Below are 25,349 nucleotides of genomic sequence, written 5' to 3'. Positions count from 1 at the left end.
GGTTTTGCATCATAATTTGATTGAGCGCTCAAATAATTCTTGTGTCAAGTCAGATTCCCTCTTAACCTTTTTCTTATCACGGTCCTACCTGCGCCGGAGGAGGCAAAAGGCTGGAAAACAGGGCCGCGGCAACAGGGAGACTTTCATGAAATTATTGAAAACAGCCACTGCGCTTGGCATGGCCCTGTCACTTCAGGCAGGTGCGGGATTGGCCGACGATGCGGAACTGACCGTTTTCGACTGGGCCGGTTACGAAGACCCTGAGTTCTTCTCTGCTTACATCGAAAAACATGGGGACGGGCCGACTTTCGCTTTCTTCGGTGACGAGGAGGAAGCGTTCCAGAAACTGCGTTCCGGTTTCCACGCAGACGTTGCCCATCCCTGTTCACAGTCGGTTCCAAAGTGGATTGAGGCCGGGTTGCTTGCCCCATTGGATACTGCGCGCATTGAGCGCTGGAACGAGTTAGAGCCGAGTTTCCGCGACATTGAAGCCTACACCAAGGACGGCCAGAGCTATTTCATTCCAGCGGATTGGGGCAACACTGCCGTCACCTATCACACTGAACATCTGAAAGATGCGGACGTGGCGACCCTGCAGGCCTTCGCAGATCCCAAGCATCAGGGGCGGATCTCGATTGGCGACAATGTGGATGATGCCTATGCTTTGGGTTTTCTGGCCATTGGCGTCACAGACTGGACCAATGCCACGGACGAACAGTTTCAGGCAGCATCTGATTTCCTGCGCGCGGTGCACCAGAATGTTCGCACCTACTGGTCCGATGGCGCGTCGCTGGCCCAGCTGATGCAAAGCGGTGAGGTTTATCTGGCCTGGGCCTGGAACGAGACATATTCGACGATGACCTATGAAGGCCACCCAATCGCTATCAAGCGCGACACGGAAGAGGGCGCGTCCAGCTGGGTATGCGGTTATGCGAAGCTAGCCAATGCGCCGGGCTCTGAAGATAAGTTCTATGACTTCATCAACGCTTGGTTGGAACCTAAAACCGCTAATTATCTTGTGTCCAGCTGGGGCTATGGCCACGGCAACGCAAAGGCCATGGCGGACATGAACGCGGACGACCTCGCGGCAATGGGGCTTGAAAGCAGCGAAAGTCTGCGGGCCAAAACCTTGTGGCAAGCGCCGGTGCCGTCGGACCTGCGCGAGAAGATGATCGCTGAATTCGAACTGATTAAAGCTGGTTTCTGAAGCCGCCTTGTATTCACGAAAGAAGAAACGCCCCGCAAAATTGGCGGGGCGTTTCTTGTTTTCTATAACTTGATGCTATTCCGGGCGACCAGCCAAGGCAGCCTGGGTCACTGGAATAGCACGATGGAGTCAGCGCCCCAGCCCACCGGAACCTCGCTGCCGGGAGGAACGATGGAACGGCCCGCGGTGTTACGCATTGAGATTGTCACGTCCGCGGTATGGCCGGGCAGGCGCACGCTGTAATAGGTCATGTCGCCATAATAGGCGGTTCCAGTTACCTGCCCCCTGGCCACCTGCTCGGTCGGTTCGCTGCCATCAAAGAGGATAGTCAGCATCTCCGGTCGGATGCCAATTGAATCCAGGTTCTGAATGTCCATTCCTTCGGGGATCTGCGCTGTTGGTAATTCGATACTCCCAAGCGCCGGAATATCGAGCGCCAGATGGCCGTTCATACGCCCCGAGGCTTTGGCGTCGAGGAAATTCATTACTCCGATAAACGAAGCAACACGCTTGTCCACCGGGCGGCGGTACAACTCTTCCGGGCTGGCTAGCTGTGCAATCCTGCCTTCGAACATAACGGCGATCCGGTCGGACATAGTCAGTGCCTCTTCCTGGTCATGGGTCACCAGAATAAAAGTAATACCAAGCTTTTGCTGGAGTTGGCGCAGTTCCACCTGCATTTGGTCGCGCAGCTTTTTGTCGAGCGCGGACAAAGGCTCGTCCAACAACACGACCTTCGGCTTCATCACCAGTGCCCGGGCCAGAGCAACCCGTTGACGCTGACCGCCGGACAACTCGTGGGCAGCGCGATCACCCAACCCGCCAAGGTCCACCATTTTCAGCGCCTGCTCTACTTCGCGGGCAATTTCAGCTTTGGGCATCTTGCGGGTCTTCAAGCCATAGCCGACGTTTTCTGCCACGCTGAGATGCGGGAAAATCGCATAGGATTGAAACACCATATTGGTGGGGCGGCGGTTGGCGGGGACGCCCGCCATGTCTTGGCCTGCAATAACGATTGTGCCATCCGTTGGCGTCTCAAACCCGGCAATCATGCGCAGTAAGGTGGTCTTGCCGCAGCCCGAGGGGCCCAGCAGTGAAAAGAACTCGCCCTCATAGATGGTTGCATCAATGCCTTTTAAGGCCTCAAAGCTACCAAAATTTTTGGTGATGCCGGTAAGGTCGATGATGGGCTTTAGGGATGGGGTAGCCATATCAGGCAAATCCTCCGGTAGCTGAAGCTTCGATACCTTGTTTCCGAGCCGAACGGCGGCGGAACCACTCGGCAAGGATCAGGAGTAGGACAGACAGAGTCAGCAAGATAGTCCCGAGCGCCATTACAGACGGCAGCTTGGTAGGAAAACGCAGCTGGCTCCAGATATAGACGGGCAGGGTTACTTCTGTGCCGGTCAGGAAAAAGGCGATAATGAATTCATCCAGCGAAATGGTAAAAGTGATCAGAAGACTGGACACGATGCCGGGCATGACCAACGGTAGAACCACGCGGCGGAACGTTCCCCAGCGGCTTTCACCCAGGTCGTACGAGGCTTCCTCCAAGCTTTGATCCAGCCCTTGAAATGCAGAGTTCAGAATGGCGATGGCGAAGGGCGTGCAGATCAGTACATGGCCCAATATGACGGTTGCCAGCGACAACGGCATGCCCAGCTGGATCAGAAGAACCAAAAGGGCCACTGCAACGATGATCTCTGGCAGCACAAGTGGCAGCATGATGAAGCTCATAATACCGCGTTTGGCTGGGAACCTGTAGCGAGCTGCCGCCCGTGCTGCGCAGGCGCCGAGGATGGTGCTCAGCACCGCTGACGTGACGCCGACAACCAGCGAATTTCGTACCGCACCGTGCAGGGCCTCAGTCTTCCACAGCACGTCGAACCACTGGGTGGTAAAGCCGGTCAGTGGAAATGAAATGATTGTGGCGTCGTTAAATGCGAACATCGGCAACAGGATGACCGGTGCGTAGAGAAAAACCATGTAGGCAACGGCGTAGAAAACCAGCCATTTGGGGGAAAGCCCTTTACGAACCGAGTTCATTTCACTTTGCCTCCAAAACGTTTGCCGGCAAAGAAGATCACTGCGCTGATGCTAGCCACGATCAGCATCGAAGAGATTGCCAGAGCCGCTCCCAGCGGCGCGTTATTTGCCTTGCCGAATTGAATTTGGATCATGTTCGCGATCATCAACCCGTCGGTACCGCCAACCAACTTCGGAGTGATGAAATCTCCGATGGTTGGGATCAGTACGATTAGGGTAGAGGCTACCACGCCAGGCATTGCCAATGGCAGTGTGATCCGAAAGAACCTACGCACCGGTCCGTCGCCCAAATCCTCGGCGGCTTCCAGCAGCGAGCGATCGATCTTCTCCAGTGCTACGAATATTGGCAGAATCGCGAAGGGCGCCCAGGCATGGGCCAGGGTCAGCACCACCGCATTGGCGTTGTACAACAGGAAAGTCAGCGGCTGGTCTATGATGCCCATCCCGGTGAGCGCGGTATTTAAAACGCCGTTGTATCCGAGGATCACTTTCCACAGAAACACCCGCAGCAGATAGCTGGTCCAGAAGGGTACGGTGATCAGAAACAACCACAACGCCTTGCGGTGCTTGACGTGGAAGGACAGGTAGTACGCGATCGGAAACGCAAGGGTCACGGTTACCACTGTGACAATCAGCGAAATCTTTAGTGAGCGGAGCAGCAAGGTGCGGTAGATCGGTTTGCTCCAAGCTTCGCGGTAATTGTCCAATGTTAAGGTCGTATCGAGCTCGAGGTAATTCTGGGTCCAGAAGCTAAAAGTTACCACCATCACCAGCGGAGCGGCCAGCAACAGTAGCGAATAGAGTAAAGTCGGGCTGATCAATGCGAGGCCCTGACGCCTCTCTCCGGTTAACATTCCTGGCTCCTCCCGGCCGGTATTAAGAGCGCCGCCCTGTTCGTGGCGGCGCCCGTATTCATGTCTTGCCCAGCTGCGTAAGCAGCTCTGCATTCCGGGTCTTCAATTGCCCCGGTTCAGGTTCATCATGTTCCAGCACCGGGAACAGCTTGCGCAACTCATCGTGGTAGCTGCGCACGCCGTGCTCCAGATCCGATAGGATTACCCCATCATAGCCGCTGGAGAAGGCCGCCTCCCAGCACCATTCGATAAGCTGCTCATCCTCTTTCGAGGTGATCCGGTCGATCCGTCCGCTGAGATATCGTGCAGCTCGCAGCTGCCGATTCTCTGCCGGCCGTTTGTAACAGGCGGCGCGCTGGATAGTACGACCGTTTTCCACCGGAAACTCGTGATAGAAGATCACTGAATCCGGGTAGATACCGAACACCAGGTTGGGGAAAAGCCCCAGATAGAGCCAGGCTGCCTGATGTTCGTCATCCAAAGCCTCGGCTCTCGGAAGCAACTTCTTGTAATTGCGCACACTCCACATCCGCCCGGAACCCGGGCGGAAGCCACCAAAGGACCGGGCGGCGCCATTGGTGAATGGTTGATCTTCGTAATTGTTGCCAAAAAGATCATGCAGGCCTGGATGTGCCAGCGGCACATGGTAGCCCTCGTTGTCCACGTCACGAACGCATTTCCAGTTTGCAGCGATTTCCGTGACGCTGATCCCATTCCCGTCCGGCAGAATCTCTGCCAGGCCGTAAGGGATCAACTCTTCTTCAAACTGAGCCATCACCTCTGAAACCTTGGGTTGCGGTCCCGGCTTGAAGCGAACAAAGACAAAGCCGTGCCAAATGTCCATCTCGACCGGTTTTAATCCCCACTTCACTGGGTCCAGATCCGGTAACGTCTCGGGGCGTGCAGCGCCGCGCAGTGTTCCGTCCAGATTGAAGGCCCAGCCGTGGAACGGGCAGATGATAGCGTTTTTGCAATGCCCCTTGTTTTCAGCCACGACCCGGCTTCCACGATGTCGGCAAAGATTATGGAAGGCGCGAACTTCACCGTCCGCCCCCCGGACCACCAGAGCACGTTCGCCAGTGAAATCCGCAGCCATGAAATCGCCGGCTTCGGGCACATCGCTCACATGGCAAACAAGCTGCCAGTGTCGTCGGAACAGAAGCTCCTTTTCTTCTTCCAGAAGCTCATTGTTGGTATAGCTCCAGGCGGGCAGCCCGGTGCGTCCGGCTCTGGGATCAGAGTGAATCAGCACTTCGTCCTTCATAAGGATCTCCTTTCCTCTGAAGGGAATCACTATCAGTTTTTATTTGAGCGCTCAAATAAAAAAATTACTACAGATGTGTTTTGACGGCTGGACAAGACGATTGCAGTGCGTCAAGTTTGAGTAACTGCTCAAACTTTGAGGACGTAAGAAATGCGCCGAAACAGAAGCCGCAGAAGATCTCCATTGCCCACTGATGTCGTCGCCAACAAAGGTCCGCATTCCCTGACTACACCAGCCTACACGCCGCTTACGCAAACCCAGGTTGATGAAATCGTGCACACAGCTATCGAGCTGCTTGCCACATCAGGCGTAGTGTTTGAGGCAGGAGGTGAAGCTGACTGTCTGCTGCGGAGTGCCGGGTGTAAATTTTCAGATAATGGGATCGTGTCTATCCCAGAAACCGTGACCCGCAGGGCGCTGGAAACCGCTGCCCGCGCGACCACTTTATGGGACCGCAACGGGGAAAATCCCATCTCGATTGATTGCCATCACACTTGGTTCATGCCTGGCATGACCTGTATTGCAGTCTATGATATGGAAACCGGCGAGCCCCGACCTTCGACACGGGAGGACCTTGCCCTCATCACAAGAGTTGCGGACAAGCTTCCGCATGTTGATGCGGTTTGCATCGCCGTTAAGAACGTCGAGGAGTCGAACCAGTTCGGCGAAATCGACGAATTTGCATGCATGATGGAAAACACCATCAAACCGTTGGAATACCTTTGCGAACATCCTTCATCTCTTGAGGCGGTGATCGACATGGCCGCGGCCTTGCGCGGATCGCATGATGCACTTAGAGACAAGCCGTATTTCTTGCATCTGATCACACCGCTGCCAGTCAATCTCGCGCGGATCCACTCGGACCAGATCATCACCGCCGCTCGGGCAGGTATTCCGGTTGGCGTCGGCACTCTGCCGATTGGCGGTGCCTCTTCACCAATCACCTTGGCCGGTTGTATTACCCATGCTCTGATGACCGATTTCGCAGCCATCGTGCTTGGTCAGTTGGCTGCTAAAGGTAGTTTCTGCGTTGGGTGTTCGGATGTGAACTTCATGGAACCTGCTACAGGTGCCATTGGTAGTTTCTCTCAGACCTCGGTTGCCGACATGGCGATGTGCCAAGTGCGCCGCGCGCTGGGGTTCCCCTCGCTGACCGGCATCGGCGGCTGTTCGGTTGCCCGCCGTTTCAATCAGGATGCGGTCTGGGAAATTTCGTCAAACATGACACAGATGTTCTACAACCGTCCCGCTACAATCGACTACATGGGTTCGCTCGATCAGGGGCTGACCTATTCGCCGCACGCGCTTTTGTTGTGCGACGATCTGGCAGGGCTGCTGCGAAAGATGTGGCAGGGGTTGGAAATAACTTCCGACCAGATGGCTGTTGATCTCATTCGAGAAGTTGGCCCCACTGGAAACTTCCTCGCTCATCAGCACACGGTCGACAATTGCCGGACCCAGGTTTGGAATTCCCGGTATTTTGGCCCGAACATTCCGCTCAGCAATTCTGGGTTAGCAGATCAAGACTTGTTTGCGCGACTTGACGACGACCTGCGAGAGAAATTGGCGGAACTGCAGCAGCCTGAATTGCCTCTGGAAACCAAGGAAGCAGTGACCGCAATTTCGGAAAAATATCGCGACGTTTCAGCCTAGTCGGGTCGCAGCGCTGATCGCGTTGGAGCAAGGGCGAACTTCCTGGAACATCAGATGCAGTTGCCACTGAAGGATGCTGCAAGTGCACGGATGGCTGCTATTCGGAACTAAAATGGCATGGCGGGAATGTGTGCAACGAGTCGCCCGTGAAGGCGACCCATTGGCTCTATATCTCAATGGCTTCGGAGATGGCCAAGGCACCTTCGAGTTCAACGCCGAGATACCAGACTATGCTGTCCATCTTGGTATGGCCAAGCAAGAGCTGGATCGCTCTGAGGTTGCCAGTTTTCTTGTAGATTTGGGTGACCTTCGTGCGCCTCATTGAATGGGTTCCGTAGGCGCTTGCTTCAAGGCCAATAGATGTGACCCAGTCTCGTTCAACCCGCGCATATTAACGTGTCGAGATGTGCAATCTTTCGTGGAATCTGCCAGGCCAGAGGTATTCGGAACCAACCATGAGTTCATCTTCCATCCATTTCCCAACAGAGGCACGGGTGCCCTCGGATATCTCGAAGCGCACAGGTTTCTGCGTCTTGCTCTGCGGTACTGAAGCGCATTCCTTGATCTGACCCGATGAAATGATATCGACCACCTTCATCTTCACCAGATCACAGCCGCGAAGCTTGCTGTCGATTGCTATATTGAAGAGCGCAAGGTCGCGATGGTTGTCTGCAAGCTCGAAGCGAACTCGGATTGCCCAGGCATGTTTTGGTTGGTTTTGTCAGATTAACTCTGCTTGAGCGGGGCAGGGTGGTTGCGTAGCTTTTGCCCATGACCAGACCTGCCTCTTTCAAATACTTTAAAACTAGTCCCGAAATCATTCGCCTTGCGGTGATGTTGTGCATCCGTTTCCCACTCTCGCTTCGGAATGTCGAAGACATGCTGCACGAGGGAGGCATCGACGTGAGTCACGAAACTGTCCGGTATTGGTGGAACAGGTTTGGCCCGATGTTTGCTGCTGAGATCAGACGGAAGCGTATTCAGCAATTGAGAGCATACTCTAAATGGAAGTGGCACGTGGACGAGGTTTTCGTGAAGGTGAATGGCAAGAGGCACTATCTTTGGCGGGCTGTTGATCCCGAAGGCGAGGTGCTGGAAGCGGTTGTCACCAAACACCGAAACGAGCAGGCGGCATTGAAATTTCTCAAGAAATTGATGAAGCCTCACGGCAAAGCGGAAACCGTCGTGACGGACCGCTTCGCATCCTACAAGGCTGCGTGCAGAGATCTGGGTGCGCTGGAAAAACAAATGACGGGCAGGTGGCTCAACAACCGCGCCGAGAAATCGCACCTCCCGTTTCGACGACGCGAACGCGCCATGCAACGTTTCAGGCGCATGCGAAGTTTACAGAAATTCGCCGCCGTCCATTCCTCCGTCTAAAACCACTTTAACCAGGAAAGATCGCTCGCCAGCCGAGACACCTTAAAGCTGACCCGCACCGCCGCTCTTGCCGAGTGGCGTCAACTTTGTTCGGGATAGGATCACGGTTTCCGCAGCAAACTGAAACTGGTTCGAATTCGTCTGACAGCACCCATCCAGCGAATGAAACGTTGCGGATATCGTTGCAGCCGATCCGCAAAAAACAACAAAGGCGCCCTTGGGCGCGTTGTTTTATTGGTCGGAGTGAGAGGATTCGAACCTCCGACCCCTGCCTCCCGAAGACAGTGCTCTACCAGGCTGAGCTACACTCCGACCGTGGCGGGTGATCTATACCCGGCAATTTGGATGTGCAAGAGGGTTTTTGAAGCCCTTCGCGGGAATTCCAGTCAGGCGGATGATGCAGAATTGCCGTCAGGGCAGGGGTTCGGTTCGGTACAGCCGGATTTTCGTGCCGCCATGATCTACTATGGGCCCCGGGGCCAACAATGGAAGGCGGGTTGCGCGAGCAAGCGACTGGTTGCTGGTCACTATTCCAACTCGCCATCCGCTGAACCGGGACATCAGAGCTTTTCCTAAGCTGCCATACAAAGAGCGCAGGCGCTTTTCATCCCCGATTCTGGCGCCATATGGCGGGTTAACGATGACAAGACCCGAAGAACCAACGGGAGGTTTGATGTCACTGACCGAACTGCACCGAAACCGTGTGTGCGCGGCAACTCCAGAGCGCTCGGCATTCGTACTGGCCGCCTCAACAGCACCTGCGTTTCGATCCGACCCATAATACACCGTTTCCGTTTCTGATCGTGGGCCGCTCTGTTGCATCGCGGCCCATGCTTCAGAATCGAACTCTCGCAGGTCTTCGAAAGCAAAACGGCGGGACCGTCCAGGGTTCAGCGCCAAGGCAATCTCGGCTGCTTCGATAACAAATGTCCCCGAGCCGCACATGGGGTCCAGAACGGGCTCGGAACCGTCAAAGCCGCACTCTCGCAGGAACATGGCGGCCATGGTTTCGCGCATCGGCGCCTTGGCAACTGCCGGTTTGTGGCCGCGTTTGTGCAATGGCTCGCCCGAAGTGTCGACAGACAAGGTGCAGATATCCTTTTCGATCCGCAGCAAAATCCGCAGGCCCGCGTCTGACGAAATCGGTGTGCCTAATGTGTCCGTGATTGCCTGCTCGATCCTCTGACGGGCAGCGCCTGCATGGTAAACACGCGACTTGCGGCTGGTAGCCTCGACCTTGACCGGAATATCGGGGCGCAGGAAATCAGACCAGGGAAATTTACGGGCCCGTTTGTCGAGTTGTGCCAGGTGAACCGCCGGGAAACTTCCCAAACGGACCAGAACCTTGTTGGCACCGCGCAGGCACAGATTTGCGCGCCAGACCTCGGGCCAAGCACCTCGGCAGCTCACCCCGCCGGGTACGATTTTGGCGCCTGCGAATCCCTTCTCAACGGCTTCGGCGTACAATGGCGCTTCAAGGCCCGGGGTGGTCACCAGAAAAATCTCAAGATCGCTCGTCTGTTCCATTGGATGTGCTTACACCGGAAGCTTTCCGGGTGCGACACGCAAATTGTGCTGCGACAAAACGTAAATCTTCCGAGGAAAGTGCCATTCAAAGTGCAGTTTAGACGGTAACAGGTTTGCTTTTAGCATCATCCCCGCGTAAAGGACCCCCAATCAGAACTACGCCCGCGGAATTCGGACGCATTTCGACGCTTTTGCGACGACTGTTTGAAAATCCCGCGTTATTGTCTGACCCTGAAATGGTGTCGGCATGGCTGGCACAGGTAAAGAGGCTTGGAAGACAGTAGCGACATGCAAACTTTCAAACTGAAAAAAGGGTTGGAGTTGCCGGTGCAGGGCGCACCGGAACAAACCATCCATCCGGGACCAGAATTCAAATCTGTTGGAGTGTTGGGGGGCGACTACCTTGGCCTGAAACCGCGAATGCTGGTTCAGGAAGGTGACACGGTTCAGCGCGGCACACCGCTGTTTTGCCACAAGGATGTACCCGAGGCGAAGATGGTTGCGCCGCTCAGCGGTAAGGTCGTCGCCATCAACCGTGGCGCCCGGCGTGTTTTGCAGAGCGTCGTGATCGAGGTTTCGGACCCAAACGACGCGGGTGTTGATTTCTCGGGCGTCGGCAACGGTGACAGCGCCGAAGGCGTGACCGACAAGCTGTGCACGGCGGGCCTGTGGACGGCTTTCCGCACGCGGCCATATTCGAAAATGCCGGCACCGGGCACCAAACCGGCGGCGATTTTCGTCACCGCGATGGACAGCGAACCGCTGGCAGCCGACGCGGCCATGATCATTGCCGATGCGGGTGAGGCATTTGCCGCGGGCTTGGGTGCGGTCTCCAAGCTGACCGAGGGCAAAACCTATCTGTGTCACAAGGACGGCGATTCCATTCCGGGTGCAGATGTGGCGGGTGTCGAAACCGCGGGCTTTTCGGGTCCGCACCCGGCGGGTCTGGCGGGCACGCATATTCACTTCCTTGAGCCGCTGGTCGGCGACAAGCAGGTCTGGACCATTGGCTATCAGGATGTGATTGCCATTGGCCGGTTGTTCCAAACCGGGCATCTGGACCCCAACGTTGTGATCGCACTCAGCGGCCCCGGCGCGCGGCAACCGCGTCTGATCCGAACTGTGATGGGCGCCTCGACCGATGACCTGACCCGCGACGAGATTGATGTAGACGGCACCGCCCGAATCATCTCGGGATCGATCCTGTCTGGTGTGCAGGCCGAGGGCCCGACCGCCTATCTGGGCCGTTTTGCCCGTCAGATCAGCATCATTCGCGAGGATCAAGATCAGATCACGATGGGCTGGATTCTTCCGATGCCCTCGAAGTTCGCGGTCCAGCCGGTTCTGGGCTCGGCCTTTGCGCGCAAACTCTATAAACTGACCAGCAACCTGAACGGTGGCCGCCGTGCGATGGTGCCTACAGGGACGTTCGAAGAACTGATGCCGCAGGATTACCTGCCGACACAGCTGCTGCGGGCATTGCTGGTGATGGATACCGACACCGCTCAGGCACTGGGTGCTTTGGAGCTGGACGAAGAGGATCTGGGCCTTGTGGGCTTTGCCTGTCCGGCGAAATATGAATACGGGCTGGCGCTGCGCGACTGCCTGACCAAGATTGAAAAGGAGGGCTAATCCGAATGGGTTTGCGCAGCTTCTTTGACCGGATCGAGCCGAACTTTACCAAGGGCGGCAAGTACGAGAAGTTATTCCCCATCTACGAGATGGTCGAAAGCTTTATCTACACTCCGAAAACCGTAACCACCGTCGCCCCCCATGCACGGTCCTATGTGGATATGAAGCGGATCATGACCTATGTCGTGATCGCGACGATCCCCTGTATCCTGTGGGGGATGTGGAACACCGGCTATCAGGCAAACTCGGCCATTGCCACGCTGGGGCCGGAGTCGGCCACGGGTTGGCGGATCGCCCTGCTGCAGATGTTCGGCATTTCGCTGGACCCGTCCAGCATATTCGCCAATGTCGCGCACGGGCTTCTTTACTTCCTGCCGATCTACATCGTCACGCTGGTCGCGGGTGGTATCTTCGAGGTCATCTTCGCAACCGTGCGCGGCCATGAGGTGAACGAAGGTTTCCTTGTGACCTCGATGCTTTACACGCTGATCATGCCGGCCACCACGCCGCTGTGGCAGGTGGCATTGGGCATCATCTTCGGCGTCGTGATCGGCAAAGAGGTGTTTGGCGGCACCGGCAAGAACTTCCTCAACCCCGCGCTGGTAGGCCGTGCGTTCCTGTATTTCGCCTATCCGGCGCAGATGTCGGGTGACGCGGTCTGGACGCCGGTTGACGGGTTCTCGGGCGCAACGGCCCTGGCTGTTTCCGCAGCCGACGGGATGCAGGCGCTGGCCGCTGAGGGTATCACCTGGTGGAGCGCCTTCTACGGCACCATTCAGGGCAGCTTTGGCGAGACCTCGACGCTGGCCTGTATCATCGGTCTGGCGTTCCTGCTGTTGACCAAGATTGCCAATTACCGACTGATCGTGGGCTGTTTGGCTGGGACGATCGTATTCACGTGGTTGCTGAACCTGATCGGGTCGAACACCAACCCGATGTTTGCGATGCCGTGGTATTGGCATGTCGTGCTGGGCGGGTATGCGTTCGGCCTGGCGTTCATGGTCACCGAACCGGTATCCGCAAGCCACACCAATCTGGGCCGCTACATCTATGGCGCGCTGATCGGTGTCATGGTTGTGCTAATCCGCGTCCTCAACCCGGCTTTCCCCGAAGGCATGATGCTGGCCATCCTGTTCGGCAACGTCTTTGCACCGCTGATCGACTATTTCGTCGTTCAGGCCAACATCAAACGGAGGGCGCGTCGCCATGTCTGATACGCAATCCCAAGAACCAAAAGGCGCGATTGCCAAGTTTCTGGCGGCCTCGCCGGATTCTGTTGGCAAAACGATCTTCATCGCCGTGGCTGTCTGCCTTGTGGCCTCGATGGTCGTGTCCGCCGCTGCGGTCAGCCTGCGCCCGGTGCAGGAAGCCAACGCCCTGAAAGACAAGCAGGTAAACGTTCTGCAGGTGGCGGGCGTTTATGAGCCCGGCATCGACGTCTCCGAAGCCTTCGCCGCGTTCGAGCCGCATGTGCTGGAGCTGCCCACCGGAGACTTCGTCGACGATCAGTTCGACCCGGCCACGTTCGACGATATCGCCGCCGCCAGCGACCCCGAGCTGAGCGTCGCGCTGGATGACGACCCGGCAGGGATCGGCCGCAAGGCAAACTACCGCGTGATCTATCTGCTGCGTGACGATGCGGGCGCGCTGGATAAGGTGATCCTACCGCTGCACGGCTATGGCCTGTGGTCCACGCTTTATGGCTTTATCGCGCTGGAGAATAACGGCAACGATATCTACGGCCTGCAATTCTATCAGCATGGTGAGACCCCGGGCCTGGGCGCCGAGGTGGACAACCCGCGCTGGAAAGCGCTGTGGAGCGGCAAGAAACTGCGTGATGACGCGGGCGATCTGCAGATCACCGTCGCCAAATCGCAACCCGCAGCCGGGCCCGATTTCTATGTCGACGCGCTGGCCGGTGCCACGTTGACGTCCGTGGGTGTCGATAACCTGGTGAAATTCTGGATGGGTGACGCGGGCTACGCTCCGTTTCTGGCCAAACTGCAAGCAGGAGAACTCTGATGTCTCAGACCAAGAAAGAGATGCTGGTCGACCCGCTTGTCGACAACAACCCGATCACGCTGCAGGTTCTGGGTATCTGTTCCGCGCTGGCGGTGACCTCGTCGCTGCAGGTGGCTTTTGTGATGGCGCTGGCGGTGACCTTCGTGACGGCGTTCTCGTCGATGTTCATCTCGATCCTGCGCAACCAGATCCCGGGTTCGATCCGGATCATCGTGCAAATGGTGATCATCGCCTCGCTGGTGATCCTGGTGGATCAGGTTCTCAAGGCCTATGCCTTTGAGATTTCGAAAACCCTGTCGGTTTTCGTCGGTCTGATCATCACCAACTGTATCGTGATGGGTCGCGCCGAGGCGTTTGCGATGAAGAACCCGCCGGTGGCTTCGTTCATCGACGGTGTGGGCAACGGCATGGGCTATGGCCTCATCCTGATGCTGGTCGGCTTTATCCGTGAGCTGTTCGGTGCCGGATCTCTGTTTGGCGTCACCATTCTGGAGACCATCAACAACGGTGGCTGGTACGTGCCCAACGGCATGCTGCTGCTGCCACCGTCGGCGTTCTTCATCATCGGTCTGATCATCTGGGCCTTCCGCACATGGAAGCCGAACCAGGTGGAAGAGCGTGAATACAAAATTCAGCAGGTAGAGGCCCACTGATGGAAGGTCTGATCTCACTGGCCGTAAAGGCCATCTTTGTCGAAAACCTTGCGCTCAGCTTCTTCCTCGGGATGTGTACCTTCATCGCCGTGTCCAAGAAGATTTCGACCGCGCTGGGTCTGGGCATCTCGGTCATGGTCGTGCAGGCGATCACCGTGCCTGCCAACAACCTGCTGCTGAACTATCTGCTGAAGCCGGGTGCACTGGCCTGGGCCGGGTTCCCGGATGTGGACCTGACCTTCCTTGGCCTGATCTCGTATATCGGTGTGATCGCGGCGATGGTTCAGATCCTCGAGATGGTTTTGGATAAGTACTTCCCGCCGCTTTACAACGCGTTGGGGATCTTCTTGCCGCTGATCACGGTGAACTGTGCAATCCTGGGCGGCTCGTTGTTCATGGTGGAGCGCGACTACAACTTTGCCGAGGCCACGACCTATGGCCTGTCCTCCGGCTTTGGCTGGGCGCTGGCGATCACCGCGATGGCCGGTGTACGTGAAAAGCTGAAATACTCCGACATTCCCGACGGACTGCAAGGTCTGGGCATCACCTTCATCACCGCAGGTCTGATGGCGATGGCCTTCATGTCCTTCTCGGGCGTGAAACTGTAAGGAGGGCGCAATGGAAACTTTTAGCTTAGGCGTCATCCTTTTCACCCTGATCGTTCTGGCGCTGGTCGCCATCATCATAGCTGCACGCTCGCGTCTGGTTTCGACCGGCAACGTCAACATCACTATCAATGGTGAGAAAACCATCTCGGTACCCGCAGGCGGCAAGCTGCTGCAGACACTGGCAGCCGAGAAACTGTTCGTCCCCTCTGCCTGCGGTGGCGGCGGCACCTGCGCTCAGTGCCGGGTGAAGGTACATTCCGGTGGCGGCTCGATCCTGCCGACTGAAGAAAGCCATATCACCAAGCGCGAAGCCTCCTGCGGTGACCGTCTGTCCTGTCAGGTTGCGGTCAAGCAGGACATGGACATCGAGGTTCCCGAAGAAGTCTTTGGCGTCAAGAAATGGGAATGCACCGTTCGGTCAAACGAAAACGTTGCTACCTTCATCAAGGCGCTGACGCTGGACCTGCCCGAAGGTGAGGATGTGAATTTCCGCGCCGGTGGTTATATCCAGATCGAGGCCCCTGCACACGCACTGAAATACACCGATTTCGACGTGCAGGAGGAGTACCGCGAGGACTGGGACCGCTTTAACCTGTGGCAGTACGAATCCGTCGTGAACGAACCGATCGAGCGCGCCTATTCGATGGCCAACTATCCGGACGAGAAGGGCATGATCATGCTGAACGTCCGCGTTGCGTCGCCGCCTCCGGGCTCCGAGGGCATCCCTCCGGGTCAGATGTCGTCGTACATCTTCAACCTGAAGCCGGGCGACAAGGTCACGATCTCGGGCCCGTTTGGTGAGTTCTTTGCGCGCGAGACCGGCAAGGAAATGGTCTTCATCGGCGGTGGTGCCGGTATGGCGCCGATGCGCAGCCACATCTTCGACCAGCTCAAACGTCTTGAGAACCGCAACCGCAAGATCAGCTTCTGGTACGGTGCCCGGTCAAAGAAAGAGATGTTCTTTGTTGAAGACTTCGATCAGTTGGCAAAGGAGTTCGATAATTTCGAATGGCACGTGGCCCTGTCGGACGCGCAGCCTGAGGACGATTGGAAAGGCTACACCGGCTTTATCCACAACGTACTGTTCGAAGAATATCTCAAGAACCACCCCGCGCCCGAAGATTGCGAGTTCTACATGTGTGGCCCGCCAATCATGAACCAGTCGGTTATCAATATGCTGCTGGATCTGGGTGTGGATCGAGAAGACATCATGCTCGACGATTTCGGCGGGTAAGAAGCGAAAAACCGGCGCACACAGCGCCGGTTTTTTTCATTCAGGCTTTTGGTAGAAGTCCCTATACCAGGCCACGAATTCCTTCATGCCCCTGCTGATGTCCGTTGTCGGCTTATAACCAGTGAGGCTCTGCAACAGGTTGGTATCTGCCCAGGTCGCGGGCACATCGCCTTTCTGCATCGGCATGTAGTTTCGCACCGCTTTCTTGCCGAGCGCATCTTCGATCGCCTCAATGAAGTCCATCAGGCGCACCTTATCTGAGTTCCCGATATTGACGATGCGGAACGGCGCGATCGGTGACAGGCTGTCGCCTTCAGCAATGTCATCCTTGCTCTGCGGTCGGACCGGAGCCGCGTCGATCAGCAGCCGTATCCCCCGCACCAGATCGTCGACATAGGTAAAATCCCGATACATGTCGCCGTTGTTGTAAATGTCGATGGGTCGGTCTTTCAGGATCGCTTCGGTGAACTTGAAATAGGCCAGGTCGGGCCGCCCCCAGGTGCCGTAGACAGTGAAGAACCGGAACATGGTGGTCGGCAGGTTCCACAGATGGGCGTAGGAATGGGCCATCGCCTCATTGGCTTTTTTGGTGGCCGCGTAAATCGTCAGTTGGTTGTCCGCCTTGTCCGTTTCGGCAAAAGGCATCTTCTCATTTGCGCCGTAAATCGAGGATGTCGAGGCCATCAGAAGGTGCTCAACATCGTGTTCACGCGCAACCTCCATCACGTTGAAAGTTCCGACCACGTTCGAGCTGACATAGCTGCGCGGGTCTTCAAGGCTGTAGCGCACCCCGGCCTGCGCGGCGAGGTGGACGATCACCTCGGGCTGAAAATCATCGGCGACCTGCATCAGGCATTCGTGGTTTTCCAGCAAATCCTCGGTCGCCGAAAATCCCGGTGTTTGCAACAGCATCTGGTGGCGACGCTGTTTCAGGGTAACGTCGTAATAGTTCGTCATCCCGTCATAGCCATGCACGCGAAATCCTTCGGACAGCAGCAGCTTTGCCAGATGGAACCCGATAAATCCCGCCGTGCCCGTGACCAGAACCCGTTTCATGCAACCCTCGACCTCAACGCTATCTTTGACGCATCAGGGATACTGTCACCGGTGCAAGGTCAAGGGGTTTCTGGACAGAAACGCCTAGCCGACAATCATCTGCTTCATGCGAAGCGCTTCGTATTCCAGCTCTTTCAGGCGGAAATGCACCACGTCGCCGATGGTGATGACGCCGCACAGGTTGCCGTCACGCAGTACCGGCATGTGGCGGAACCGGCCTTCAGTCATAGTTTTCAGAACGTCGTTCAGATAGTCATCCGGCGCGCAGGTCTTTACCTCGCGCGTCATCAGGTCCTCGACCGCTTGCGGCAGGGTCTGGCCGGGCGTGTCCGCCATGCGACGCACGATGTCGCGCTCGGACAGGATGCCCTGCAAGGTACCGTTCTGGTCGGTCACCAGCACCGCCCCAATCCGCTTTTCCTTGAGTGTGTTGACCACGGAATGGATCGTTTCGTTCGGGCGCACCGAAAACACCGCATCCCCTTTACCTTCAAGCAACTTGGCCACGGTTGTCTGCGAGTGCGACAGGTTCGAGTCCGTCGATTGGCTGTACGTGGACTTGTCAGCCTTGTCGCCACGCGATGGCGATTGGTAAGAGGTTGGGGCCATGGGCAATCTCCTTCATGGTTATTGCAAAGTCTTTCCCTTTCACCTTAGCGCAGCTAAACGACCTGTATAGGGTGCATTTGCACTGATCGGCAAAATCTCCTGCCAGCAGAGGAACCTTAAGCCTTTGAACGAGCTGTACCTTACCCCGCCCGTGGCCGCGTTGATTTTCTTTGCGGTGGTCGTTTGCGGCCATAATTTCCGCATGGCGTGGAAACAGCAGGCGCCGGGATGGCAGAAACGGGCCTGGCTGTTCGGGGTGCCTGCTGGGATCGGCCTTTTGGTTCTGGGCTTTTTGCCGCTGAAGCTGTGACGCCGGTTTGACTTCGGCAAGGGTGGCTGGCATATGCCGGGCACTGAATTTTCGGAGACCACCCCATGCGTCTTGTGCCTGTTCTGGCCTTTGTCACACTATTGTCCGCCTGCCTGTTCGACAAGGAGCCCGAAGTGGTTCGCCTTTCGGGTGAGACAATGGGTACGACGTTCAATATCACCGCCATTGGCGAGGATCTGGACGAGGACGCTTTGGCCGCAGCGGTCCAAGAAACCTTGGCCGAGGTCAACTCCAAGATGTCGAACTGGGATCCTAATTCCGAGGTCTCCACCTTTTCTGCCGCAACCGGCACCGATCCTATGCCGGTGTCCGAAGAATTTGTACTGGTGATGGCAGCTGCGAATGAGGTGCATGAGAAAACTGGTGGCATATTCGACGTTACCCTTGGCCCACTGATCGAGCTGTGGGGCTTTGGCCCGCGCACGCCGGAAGACCCGGTGCCCTCGGACGTCGAGATTGAGGTCGCGCTGAACAGCGTCGGCCAAAACCGGTTACTGACCCTGGATGCCGAGGCCGGCACGCTGGCGAAATCCGAACCCGGCGTCGGCATCAACCTGTCTGCTATCGCCAAAGGCTATGGTATCGACGCCGTGGCCGAGACCCTGCGCGAAGCGGGGATCGAGGATTATCTGGTAGAAATCGGCGGCGATCTGGTCACCAAGGGTCAGAACGACAAGGACGAAACCTGGCGGATCGGCATCGAAAAACCGCAGGCCGGAGCCCAAACCCCGCAGCTGATCGTATCGGTGGGCGATCTGGGGATGGCCAGCTCGGGCGATTACAAGAATTTCTTCGAACAGGACGGTGTGCGCTATTCGCATATCATCGATCCGACGACAGGCCGTCCGATCACGCACCGGACGACCTCGGTCACTGTTCTGGCCGAAAACGCGATGATGGCGGATGCCTGGGCCACCGCGATGCTGGCTTTGGGACAGGAAAAGGGCCTCGAACTGGCCGAAAAGCATGAACTTGCCGTGTATTTCATCTCACGGGATGTGACAGGCGGCGAAGAAGCCTATATCACCGTTCACAGCACTGCGTTCAAAGACGCGCTTGGCACCAACTAACCGGTAGGACCCACGATGAGCACCTTTATTCTGGCCTTCATTCTGCTGACCCTCGTCGTGGTAGGCATGTCGTTGGGCGTGATGCTGATGGGCAAGACCATCAAGGGCAGCTGTGGCGGCCTGAACGCGATCTCGGGCGCGGATAAATGCGTAGTTTGCCAGAAAGACGTCGATCCGAACTCGCCGCTGCGGGATAAGCTTCAGTGCAAGCGCGCGAAGAAGATGCAGGAGCAGATGGAACGTCAGGCAGAGGTGTAGTTTACGCTTCGCCCAGGGCCGGGAATTGGCTAACTAGGTCCCCATAGACACTTGGGGGGCAATGCCTTGGCCAAAGCCAAAAACATCCTGTTCATCATGTTCGACCAGCTCCGCTGGGATTATCTGAGCTGTTACGGCCACCCGCACCTCCATACTCCCAATATTGACCGTCTGGCCGCGCGGGGCGTTCGGTTCGACCGGGCCTATATTCAATCTCCCATTTGCGGCAGCTCGCGCATGTCCACCTATACCGGGCGCTACGTGCATTCGCATGGAGCCTCGTGGAACGGTATCCCGCTAAAGGTGGGTGAGATCACCATGGGTGACCATCTGCGCAAGGCGGGGATGGACTGCTGGCTGGTTGGCAAAACCCATATGAAAGCGGATGCCGAGGGGATGGCGCGGCTGGGGCTGGAGCCCGACAGCCTGATCGGCGCCCGCGTGGCGGAATGCGGGTTCGACGTCTACGAACGTGACGACGGTATGCGCCCCGAAGGCCCGGATGGGTTCTATGACCCGGACGGGGCGAAAGAATATAACGAGTATCTCAACGATAAAGGTTACGAAAGTGACAATCCCTGGCACGACTTTGCCAATTCCGGGTTGGATGCGGATGGCAACGTGCTTTCCGGATGGTTTCTGAAGAACTCGAGCGAGGCGGCGAATATTGCCGAAGAGGACAGTGAAACACCATACCTGACGGGTCGTGGCATCGAATTCATGGAAAGCCACGATGCCCCGTGGTGCTGTCACCTGAGCTTTATCAAGCCCCACTGGCCCTATATCGTGCCGGAACCCTATGCCTCGATGTACGGGCCCGAGCACGTGCTGCCGGTGATCCGGTCCGAGACCGAGCATGAAGACGCCCACCCGGTGCTGCGCGCGTTCATGGACACGAAAATCGGCCGGACTTTCTCGCGTCAGGACGTGCGAGACGCAGTGATCCCCGCCTATATGGGCCTGATCAAACAGGCCGACGATCAGATGGGCCGTCTGTTCGACTGGATGGAGAAAACCGGCCGGATGGACGACACGATGATCGTTCTAACCTCGGATCACGGCGATTTTCTAGGCGATCACTGGATGGGCGAGAAGACCTTCTTCCACGACGCCTCAACCAAAATACCACTGATCATCTATGACCCATCGCCCAAGGCAGACCTGACGCGCGGCACCGTTAGCGATACGCTGGTGGAATCCATCGACCTCGCCCCGACCTTTGTGAATGTGGCAGGCGGCGACGTCGCCTCACATATCCTCGAAGGGCATTCTCTGCTGCCGATCCTGCATGGGCAACAGGATGAAACGCCGCGCAATGTGGTGATCTGCGAATACGATTACTCCGCCTCACCCATCGCCGAAATGCTGAATGCGTCCGTCCGCGATGCGGTGATGTTCATGGTCGCCAACAAGAAATGGAAGCTGATCCATTGCGAAGGTGGCCACAGGCCAATCCTGTTCGATCTGGAGAATGATCCGAAAGAGCTGACAGATCTGGGCGGCAGTGCCAAACATGTCGAGGTCATCGCTGAGATGTACGACCACCTTTTTGCCTGGACCCGCCGCCCGTCGCAGCGCACCACCAGGTCGGAACAACAACTGATCGAGATGCGCACGAAAAGCCGGGGAAGGGGGGTTGTCTTGGGGATCTATGACGAAAACGAGGCTCCGCTGGATCTGACCGTCAAATACCGGGGGCGCAAAGCACGGCCTTTTGCTGAATATATCGGCAAGGACAAACCGCAACGTTATTAATTCTGACCGGCGCGGGTCAAAAGGCGGTTCACCCGCCGGTGGTCAGGCGATACAAGACGGATCAAGAGCAGAAATCCGGAGAGCCGAAATGACCGCCCCCAAACCCGTTGTCCTGTGCATTCTTGATGGTTGGGGCCTGTCCGAGGACACCAAAGCTAACGCGCCCTTCCTGGCCAACACGCCGACCTTCGACGCGATCATGACCGCTGGTCCGCACGCGACTTTGACAACGCATGGGCCTGATGTAGGCCTGCCCAGCGGTCAGATGGGAAACTCAGAGGTCGGCCACACCAATATCGGAGCAGGCCGTGTTGTGGCGATGGACTTGGGGCAGATTGATCTGGCGATCGAGGATGGCTCATTCTTCAATAACGACGCCCTGCAGGATTTCATCGCCAAAGTGAAATCCTCGGGCGGCATCGCGCATCTGATGGGGCTGGTGTCTGATGGCGGCGTCCACGGCCACCTGAACCACATCGTTGCCGCGGCCAAAGCGATAACCGACGCTGGCGTTCCCGTCGCGCTGCACGCGATTACCGATGGGCGCGACGTAGCTCCGAAATCGGCATTTACCTACATCTCCGAACTGGAAGACCGCCTGCCCGAAGGCGCGCGTATAGTCACGGTCAGCGGGCGCTATTTCGCGATGGACCGCGACAATCGGTGGGAACGCGTCAGTGAGGCCTATGAGGCAATGATCACGGGGCAGGGCCGTACAGCTGCCTCCGCGCATGGCGCGATTGACCATGCCTATAACCAGTCGGAAACCGATGAGTTCATCGTGCCCACGGTTCTGGATGGTTTCGACGGCGTGAAAGACGGCGACGGGTTCTTCTGTCTCAACTTCCGCGCAGACCGCGCACGAGAGATTCTGCGTGCGATTGGTGAGCCAGGTTTTGCCGATTTCGACACCGGCCCGCGCCCGCAACTGTCTGCCCTGTTGGGAATGGTCGAATACTCGGACGGGCACAACGCCTATATGACCACCGTGTTTCCCAAGCGCGATATTGTGAACACACTGGGCGAATGGGTTGCCAAACAAGGCCTGCGCCAGTTCCGCTTGGCCGAGACCGAGAAATACCCGCACGTCACCTTCTTCCTCAACGGCGGCAAAGAAACACCCGAAGTGGGCGAAGACCGTTTTATGCCGAAATCGCCCAAAGTGGCGACCTATGATCTGCAGCCCGAGATGTCCTCGGCCGAAGTAACCGCCAAGTTCGTAGAGGTGATTGAGGCGGGATACGACCTGATCGTCACCAACTATGCCAACCCGGACATGGTTGGTCACACTGGTGACCTGCAGGCGGCGATCAAGGCCTGTGAGGCCGTGGATCAGGGTTTGGCTCAAGTTGTTGCTGCGCTGAAAAAGGCAGGCGGCGCAATGATCGTGACCGCCGACCACGGCAACTGCGAGCAGATGGTCGATCCTGATACCGGCGGGCCGCATACTGCACATACACTGAACCCGGTCCCTGTGGCATTGGTTGGCGGCCCGGCGGACGCCACGCTGCGCAACGGACGACTGTCTGATCTGGCGCCAACCCTGCTGCAGCTGATGGGGTTGGAACAGCCACCGGAAATGACCGGGAAGAGCCTGCTGTCATGACCATTCGCGCGCTTTTTCTGGCGCTACTGTTTGTGACACCAGTTCACGCGCAAACCGACCCGGCCACGGCCGCGCTGAAAGCGGCGCAGATGCTGGAGGGGGCTTCGGTCGCCCTGACCGAAGCGGACAGTGCCCGCGACCGCGTGCGCGCCTTGACCGAAACCATTCAGGCCTTTGAGGCCGGTCTGACTGCCATGCGCGAAGGCCTGCGCCGCGCCGCCACGCGCGAGGCGCAACTGACCGCCGAACTCCGTACCCGTGAAAAAGAAATCGCACAGTTGTTGGGCGTGTTGCAGACCATTGAGACGACTGCCCCGCCGGTACTGATGCTGCACCCCTCGGGGCCGCTCGGGTCGGCCCGGGCGGGGATGATGCTGTCCGAGGTCACGCCGGGCCTTAACGCCCGCGCGCAGACCCTCGCCCACGATCTGCAAGAGGTGCAGACCCTGCGCCTGTTGCAGCAAAGTGCGGCCGAAACCCTGACCGAAGGACTGGCCGGCGTCCAAACCGCTCGCACACAATTGAGTACCGCCATCGCCGACCGAACCGACTTGCCCAGCCGTTTTGTCGAAGATCCGGTGCGTACTGCGATCCTGATCTCGTCAACGGAGACACTGGAAGGGTTTGCCAGCGGTCTGTCGGAAATCTCGGAAGGGGAAATCGCCGACACTAAGGCTGATATCTCCGACCGCAAAGGCGCGGTCGCATTACCTGCACAGGGTATCCTGCTGCACCGCGCGGGGGAAACGGATGCGGCTGGCGTCAAACGTCCTGGTGTGGTCTTGGGCACGCGTCCCCGTGCAATTGTGACTTCGCCGACAGCCGCCACAATACGCTATCGCGGACCGCTTCTGGACTTGGGGAACCTGGTGATACTTGAGCCTCAACCCGGACTTTTGTTCGTGTTTTCGGGCCTGCAAGAGGTTTATGGCGATACCGGGCAGGTGATCCCCGAGGGAACTCCGGTCGGGCTGATGCCCGGAGAAACGCCTGAAATCGGCGCTATTTTGTCAACAAGCGGTGATGGCACTGGAACTGACCGGTCAGAAACGCTCTATATAGAGGTAAGACAGGATAACAGCCCCGTGGACCCGGAATCATGGTTCCGGACCAGCAAGGATGGATGAACACGTATGAAGAAATTTATGATGGCCGGTCTGGCCGGAACCGTGGCAGGTATAATTGCGACCACTCAGATCGCCGGTCCTCTGCTGGCGCAGGAGGCCGAGAACAATGCCAGCGTCTATGAACAGCTGGACCTGTTCGGCGATATTTTCGAGCGCATTCGTGCGCAATATGTCGAAGAGGTCGAGCCCGAAGAACTGATCGAAGCCGCGATTGATGGCATGCTAACCTCATTGGACCCGCATTCCAGCTATCTGTCGCCCGACGACGCGGAACAGATGCGGGTACAGACCCGTGGTGAGTTCGGTGGGCTGGGTATCGAGGTCACCCAAGAAGAGGGCTTTGTGAAAGTCGTCTCGCCCATCGACGATACGCCTGCGGATGCGGCGGGTATCGAGGCAGGGGATTTCATCACCCACGTCGACGGTGAGAGCATTCTGGGCCTGACGCTGGACAAGGCGGTCGATCTGATGCGCGGCCCGGTCGGCTCGGAAATCGTCATCACCGTTGTGCGCGAAGGTGAGCAGGAACCGTTTGACGTCACCATCATCCGTGACACCATAAAGCTGACGGCTGTGCGCGCCCGCACCGAAGGCACCAGCGTCGTGCTGCGTGTGACAACCTTCAACGACCAGACTTTCCCCAACCTCGAGGAAGGCCTGAACGAACAGATCGAAGAGGCTGGCGGCATCGACAAGGTCAACGGCTTTGTTCTGGATTTGCGCAACAACCCCGGTGGTTTGTTAACGCAGGCGATCAAGGTTTCGGATGCCTTCCTGAATGAAGGCGAGATTGTTTCGACCCGTGGCCGTGATCCGGGCGAGGGAGAGCGATTCAACGCCACCCCCGGCGATCTGACCGAAGGCAAACCGATCGTGGTTCTGATCAATGGCGGCTCGGCTTCGGCGTCCGAGATCGTCGCCGGCGCGCTGCAGGATCACCGCCGTGCCATCGTTGTCGGCACCAAGAGCTTTGGCAAAGGTTCGGTGCAAACAGTCATGCCGCTGCGCGGTGACGGTGCGATGCGCCTGACCACGTCGCGCTACTACACGCCGTCGGGCCGCTCGATCCAGGCACTAGGTGTCAGCCCTGACATCATCGTCGAGCAGCCGCGCCCGGCGCCTGCGACGGACGAGGAAGACTCGAACCGTCCCTCCCGGTCCGAGGCCGACCTGCGCGGCAGCCTGAACAATGACAGCCTCAGCGAGGATGAAATCCGTCAGATCGAAGAAGACCGCGCCCGCGCCGAAGCCACCGCCGAGCTGCGCGAGCAGGATTATCAGCTGGCCTATGCCATCGATATCCTCAAAGGTCTGTCGGCTTTCAACCCGAACGGGCCGTCGCAGTAATAGGCCCAGACCGCCCGATGAGCGGTCACTGAAAGCAAATGTTGAAAGCCCCGCTCGTTTTTCGGCGGGGCTTTCTGTTTAGGCTGCGTTTGTCCGGGAAAAATTCTTTG

22 protein-coding genes, 1 tRNA gene and 2 pseudogenes are annotated in these 25,349 nt (G+C 57.5%); 16 read left to right on the top strand and 9 right to left on the bottom strand.

Annotated features, from left to right (window positions below; translation table 11 throughout):
• Positions 1–145 precede the first annotated feature (145 nt).
• Positions 146–1,207: an extracellular solute-binding protein gene (locus ACR1XY_RS06760; RefSeq protein WP_480591194.1), complete on the top strand. Its 1,062-nt coding sequence runs from the start codon at positions 146–148 to the stop codon at positions 1,205–1,207.
• 107 nt (positions 1,208–1,314) lie between these two features.
• On the opposite strand, the gene ACR1XY_RS06755 is transcribed toward ACR1XY_RS06760, so the two are convergent.
• The 4 genes from ACR1XY_RS06755 to ACR1XY_RS06740 are packed head-to-tail and all read right to left on the bottom strand — an operon-like array spanning position 1,315 to position 5,371.
• Entirely contained in the window at positions 1,315–2,418 is a 1,104-nt protein-coding gene (locus tag ACR1XY_RS06755; protein WP_480591192.1) for an ABC transporter ATP-binding protein, read from the bottom strand.
• Position 2,419: 1 nt separating this feature from the next.
• The gene (locus tag ACR1XY_RS06750) at positions 2,420–3,253 is read right to left on the bottom strand and encodes an ABC transporter permease (protein ID WP_480591190.1); all 834 of its coding nucleotides are present in this window, start codon (positions 3,251–3,253) and stop codon (positions 2,420–2,422) included.
• Complete coding sequence (locus ACR1XY_RS06745; RefSeq protein WP_480591188.1) at positions 3,250–4,107, bottom strand: ABC transporter permease; 858 nt, start codon at positions 4,105–4,107, stop codon at positions 3,250–3,252. The genes ACR1XY_RS06750 and ACR1XY_RS06745 overlap by 4 nt, the downstream gene beginning before the upstream one ends.
• 58 nt (positions 4,108–4,165) lie before the next feature.
• Positions 4,166–5,371: an aromatic ring-hydroxylating oxygenase subunit alpha gene (locus ACR1XY_RS06740; RefSeq protein WP_480591187.1), complete on the bottom strand. Its 1,206-nt coding sequence runs from the start codon at positions 5,369–5,371 to the stop codon at positions 4,166–4,168.
• Between the two features lie 150 nt (positions 5,372–5,521).
• Here ACR1XY_RS06740 and ACR1XY_RS06735 point away from each other — a divergent pair, with 150 nt between their 5' ends.
• A complete protein-coding gene (locus tag ACR1XY_RS06735; RefSeq protein WP_480591185.1) occupies positions 5,522–7,024 on the top strand; it encodes a trimethylamine methyltransferase family protein in 1,503 nt (500 codons plus the stop codon).
• 166 nt (positions 7,025–7,190) lie between these two features.
• Here the strand turns inward: ACR1XY_RS06735 and ACR1XY_RS06730 are convergent.
• Positions 7,191–7,718, bottom strand: a pseudogene (locus ACR1XY_RS06730) (tyrosine-type recombinase/integrase).
• 77 nt (positions 7,719–7,795) lie between these two features.
• Between ACR1XY_RS06730 and ACR1XY_RS06725 the strand changes: the two are divergent.
• Positions 7,796–8,503: pseudogene (locus ACR1XY_RS06725) on the top strand (IS6 family transposase).
• Between the two features lie 136 nt (positions 8,504–8,639).
• On the opposite strand, the gene ACR1XY_RS06720 reads toward ACR1XY_RS06725, so the two are convergent.
• Positions 8,640–8,716, bottom strand: a tRNA-Pro gene (locus ACR1XY_RS06720).
• A 99-nt stretch (positions 8,717–8,815) separates the two neighbouring features.
• Complete coding sequence (locus tag ACR1XY_RS06715) at positions 8,816–9,931, bottom strand: THUMP domain-containing class I SAM-dependent RNA methyltransferase (protein ID WP_480591183.1); 1,116 nt, start codon at positions 9,929–9,931, stop codon at positions 8,816–8,818.
• A 288-nt stretch (positions 9,932–10,219) separates the two neighbouring features.
• Here ACR1XY_RS06715 and ACR1XY_RS06710 point away from each other — a divergent pair, with 288 nt between their 5' ends.
• The 6 genes from ACR1XY_RS06710 to nqrF are packed head-to-tail and all read left to right on the top strand — an operon-like array spanning position 10,220 to position 16,080.
• Positions 10,220–11,563 (top strand): Na(+)-translocating NADH-quinone reductase subunit A, encoded by a 1,344-nt coding sequence (locus ACR1XY_RS06710; RefSeq protein ID WP_480591181.1) that lies wholly within the window; start codon positions 10,220–10,222, stop codon positions 11,561–11,563.
• A gap of 5 nt (positions 11,564–11,568) precedes the next feature.
• The gene (locus ACR1XY_RS06705; RefSeq protein ID WP_480591179.1) at positions 11,569–12,777 is read left to right on the top strand and encodes an NADH:ubiquinone reductase (Na(+)-transporting) subunit B; all 1,209 of its coding nucleotides are present in this window, start codon (positions 11,569–11,571) and stop codon (positions 12,775–12,777) included.
• On the top strand, positions 12,770–13,585 hold the full coding sequence (locus tag ACR1XY_RS06700; protein WP_480591177.1) for a Na(+)-translocating NADH-quinone reductase subunit C: 816 nt from the start codon (positions 12,770–12,772) through the stop codon (positions 13,583–13,585). The genes ACR1XY_RS06705 and ACR1XY_RS06700 overlap by 8 nt, the downstream gene beginning before the upstream one ends.
• Positions 13,585–14,238 carry an NADH:ubiquinone reductase (Na(+)-transporting) subunit D gene (locus ACR1XY_RS06695; protein WP_170401640.1) on the top strand — a complete coding sequence of 218 codons (654 nt, stop codon included), beginning with the start codon at positions 13,585–13,587 and terminating at the stop codon, positions 14,236–14,238. The genes ACR1XY_RS06700 and ACR1XY_RS06695 overlap by 1 nt, the downstream gene beginning before the upstream one ends.
• Positions 14,238–14,846, top strand: coding sequence for an NADH:ubiquinone reductase (Na(+)-transporting) subunit E (gene nqrE, locus ACR1XY_RS06690; RefSeq protein ID WP_039526851.1), 609 nt, complete (start codon positions 14,238–14,240; stop codon positions 14,844–14,846). Before ACR1XY_RS06695 ends, nqrE begins: the two co-directional genes overlap by 1 nt.
• Positions 14,847–14,856: 10 nt before the next feature.
• Positions 14,857–16,080 (top strand): NADH:ubiquinone reductase (Na(+)-transporting) subunit F, encoded by a 1,224-nt coding sequence (nqrF, locus tag ACR1XY_RS06685; protein WP_480591174.1) that lies wholly within the window; start codon positions 14,857–14,859, stop codon positions 16,078–16,080.
• 36 nt (positions 16,081–16,116) lie between these two features.
• Here the strand turns inward: nqrF and ACR1XY_RS06680 are convergent, their stop codons facing one another.
• Positions 16,117–17,136 carry an NAD-dependent epimerase/dehydratase family protein gene (locus tag ACR1XY_RS06680; RefSeq protein ID WP_480591172.1) on the bottom strand — a complete coding sequence of 340 codons (1,020 nt, stop codon included), beginning with the start codon at positions 17,134–17,136 and terminating at the stop codon, positions 16,117–16,119.
• A gap of 84 nt (positions 17,137–17,220) precedes the next feature.
• Complete coding sequence (locus ACR1XY_RS06675) at positions 17,221–17,745, bottom strand: CBS domain-containing protein (RefSeq protein WP_480591170.1); 525 nt, start codon at positions 17,743–17,745, stop codon at positions 17,221–17,223.
• Positions 17,746–17,869: 124 nt separating this feature from the next.
• Here ACR1XY_RS06675 and ACR1XY_RS06670 point away from each other — a divergent pair, with 124 nt between their 5' ends.
• The 7 genes from ACR1XY_RS06670 to ACR1XY_RS06640 all read left to right on the top strand — a co-directional run bounded on the left by ACR1XY_RS06670 (position 17,870) and on the right by ACR1XY_RS06640 (position 25,239).
• A complete protein-coding gene (locus ACR1XY_RS06670) occupies positions 17,870–18,055 on the top strand; it encodes a hypothetical protein (protein WP_170401628.1) in 186 nt (61 codons plus the stop codon).
• 65 nt (positions 18,056–18,120) lie between these two features.
• Complete coding sequence (locus ACR1XY_RS06665) at positions 18,121–19,146, top strand: FAD:protein FMN transferase (protein WP_480591168.1); 1,026 nt, start codon at positions 18,121–18,123, stop codon at positions 19,144–19,146.
• A gap of 15 nt (positions 19,147–19,161) precedes the next feature.
• The gene (nqrM, locus tag ACR1XY_RS06660) at positions 19,162–19,404 is read left to right on the top strand and encodes a (Na+)-NQR maturation NqrM (protein ID WP_480591164.1); all 243 of its coding nucleotides are present in this window, start codon (positions 19,162–19,164) and stop codon (positions 19,402–19,404) included.
• 96 nt (positions 19,405–19,500) lie between these two features.
• Positions 19,501–21,159, top strand: coding sequence for a sulfatase-like hydrolase/transferase (locus ACR1XY_RS06655; protein WP_480591609.1), 1,659 nt, complete (start codon positions 19,501–19,503; stop codon positions 21,157–21,159).
• 88 nt (positions 21,160–21,247) lie between these two features.
• Positions 21,248–22,765: a 2,3-bisphosphoglycerate-independent phosphoglycerate mutase gene (gene gpmI, locus ACR1XY_RS06650; protein WP_480591162.1), complete on the top strand. Its 1,518-nt coding sequence runs from the start codon at positions 21,248–21,250 to the stop codon at positions 22,763–22,765.
• The gene (locus ACR1XY_RS06645; RefSeq protein WP_480591158.1) at positions 22,762–23,892 is read left to right on the top strand and encodes a murein hydrolase activator EnvC family protein; all 1,131 of its coding nucleotides are present in this window, start codon (positions 22,762–22,764) and stop codon (positions 23,890–23,892) included. Before gpmI ends, ACR1XY_RS06645 begins: the two co-directional genes overlap by 4 nt.
• Positions 23,893–23,898: 6 nt before the next feature.
• The gene (locus ACR1XY_RS06640) at positions 23,899–25,239 is read left to right on the top strand and encodes a S41 family peptidase (protein ID WP_480591156.1); all 1,341 of its coding nucleotides are present in this window, start codon (positions 23,899–23,901) and stop codon (positions 25,237–25,239) included.
• Positions 25,240–25,349: the final 110 nt, after the last annotated feature.

The organism is Ruegeria sp. AD11(2025), from assembly GCF_056542405.1.
The sequence above is the reverse complement of the archived record's forward strand: the minus strand, read 5'-3'. Positions and strand labels throughout refer to the sequence as shown.

Coding starts and splice junctions, on each gene's coding strand:
- ACR1XY_RS06745 (WP_480591188.1), bottom strand. CDS start 4,107: ATGTTAACCGGAGAGAGGCGTCAGGGCCTCGCATTGATCAGCCCGACT.
- ACR1XY_RS06700 (WP_480591177.1), top strand. CDS start 12,770: ATGTCTGATACGCAATCCCAAGAACCAAAAGGCGCGATTGCCAAGTTT.
- ACR1XY_RS06715 (WP_480591183.1), bottom strand. CDS start 9,931: ATGGAACAGACGAGCGATCTTGAGATTTTTCTGGTGACCACCCCGGGC.
- gpmI (WP_480591162.1), top strand. CDS start 21,248: ATGACCGCCCCCAAACCCGTTGTCCTGTGCATTCTTGATGGTTGGGGC.
- ACR1XY_RS06755 (WP_480591192.1), bottom strand. CDS start 2,418: ATGGCTACCCCATCCCTAAAGCCCATCATCGACCTTACCGGCATCACC.
- ACR1XY_RS06705 (WP_480591179.1), top strand. CDS start 11,569: ATGGGTTTGCGCAGCTTCTTTGACCGGATCGAGCCGAACTTTACCAAG.
- ACR1XY_RS06740 (WP_480591187.1), bottom strand. CDS start 5,371: ATGAAGGACGAAGTGCTGATTCACTCTGATCCCAGAGCCGGACGCACC.
- nqrE (WP_039526851.1), top strand. CDS start 14,238: ATGGAAGGTCTGATCTCACTGGCCGTAAAGGCCATCTTTGTCGAAAAC.
- ACR1XY_RS06735 (WP_480591185.1), top strand. CDS start 5,522: ATGCGCCGAAACAGAAGCCGCAGAAGATCTCCATTGCCCACTGATGTC.
- ACR1XY_RS06645 (WP_480591158.1), top strand. CDS start 22,762: ATGACCATTCGCGCGCTTTTTCTGGCGCTACTGTTTGTGACACCAGTT.
- ACR1XY_RS06675 (WP_480591170.1), bottom strand. CDS start 17,745: ATGGCCCCAACCTCTTACCAATCGCCATCGCGTGGCGACAAGGCTGAC.
- ACR1XY_RS06640 (WP_480591156.1), top strand. CDS start 23,899: ATGAAGAAATTTATGATGGCCGGTCTGGCCGGAACCGTGGCAGGTATA.
- ACR1XY_RS06680 (WP_480591172.1), bottom strand. CDS start 17,136: ATGAAACGGGTTCTGGTCACGGGCACGGCGGGATTTATCGGGTTCCAT.
- ACR1XY_RS06760 (WP_480591194.1), top strand. CDS start 146: ATGAAATTATTGAAAACAGCCACTGCGCTTGGCATGGCCCTGTCACTT.
- ACR1XY_RS06665 (WP_480591168.1), top strand. CDS start 18,121: ATGCGTCTTGTGCCTGTTCTGGCCTTTGTCACACTATTGTCCGCCTGC.
- ACR1XY_RS06695 (WP_170401640.1), top strand. CDS start 13,585: ATGTCTCAGACCAAGAAAGAGATGCTGGTCGACCCGCTTGTCGACAAC.
- ACR1XY_RS06655 (WP_480591609.1), top strand. CDS start 19,501: ATGTTCGACCAGCTCCGCTGGGATTATCTGAGCTGTTACGGCCACCCG.
- ACR1XY_RS06750 (WP_480591190.1), bottom strand. CDS start 3,253: ATGAACTCGGTTCGTAAAGGGCTTTCCCCCAAATGGCTGGTTTTCTAC.
- ACR1XY_RS06710 (WP_480591181.1), top strand. CDS start 10,220: ATGCAAACTTTCAAACTGAAAAAAGGGTTGGAGTTGCCGGTGCAGGGC.
- nqrF (WP_480591174.1), top strand. CDS start 14,857: ATGGAAACTTTTAGCTTAGGCGTCATCCTTTTCACCCTGATCGTTCTG.
- nqrM (WP_480591164.1), top strand. CDS start 19,162: ATGAGCACCTTTATTCTGGCCTTCATTCTGCTGACCCTCGTCGTGGTA.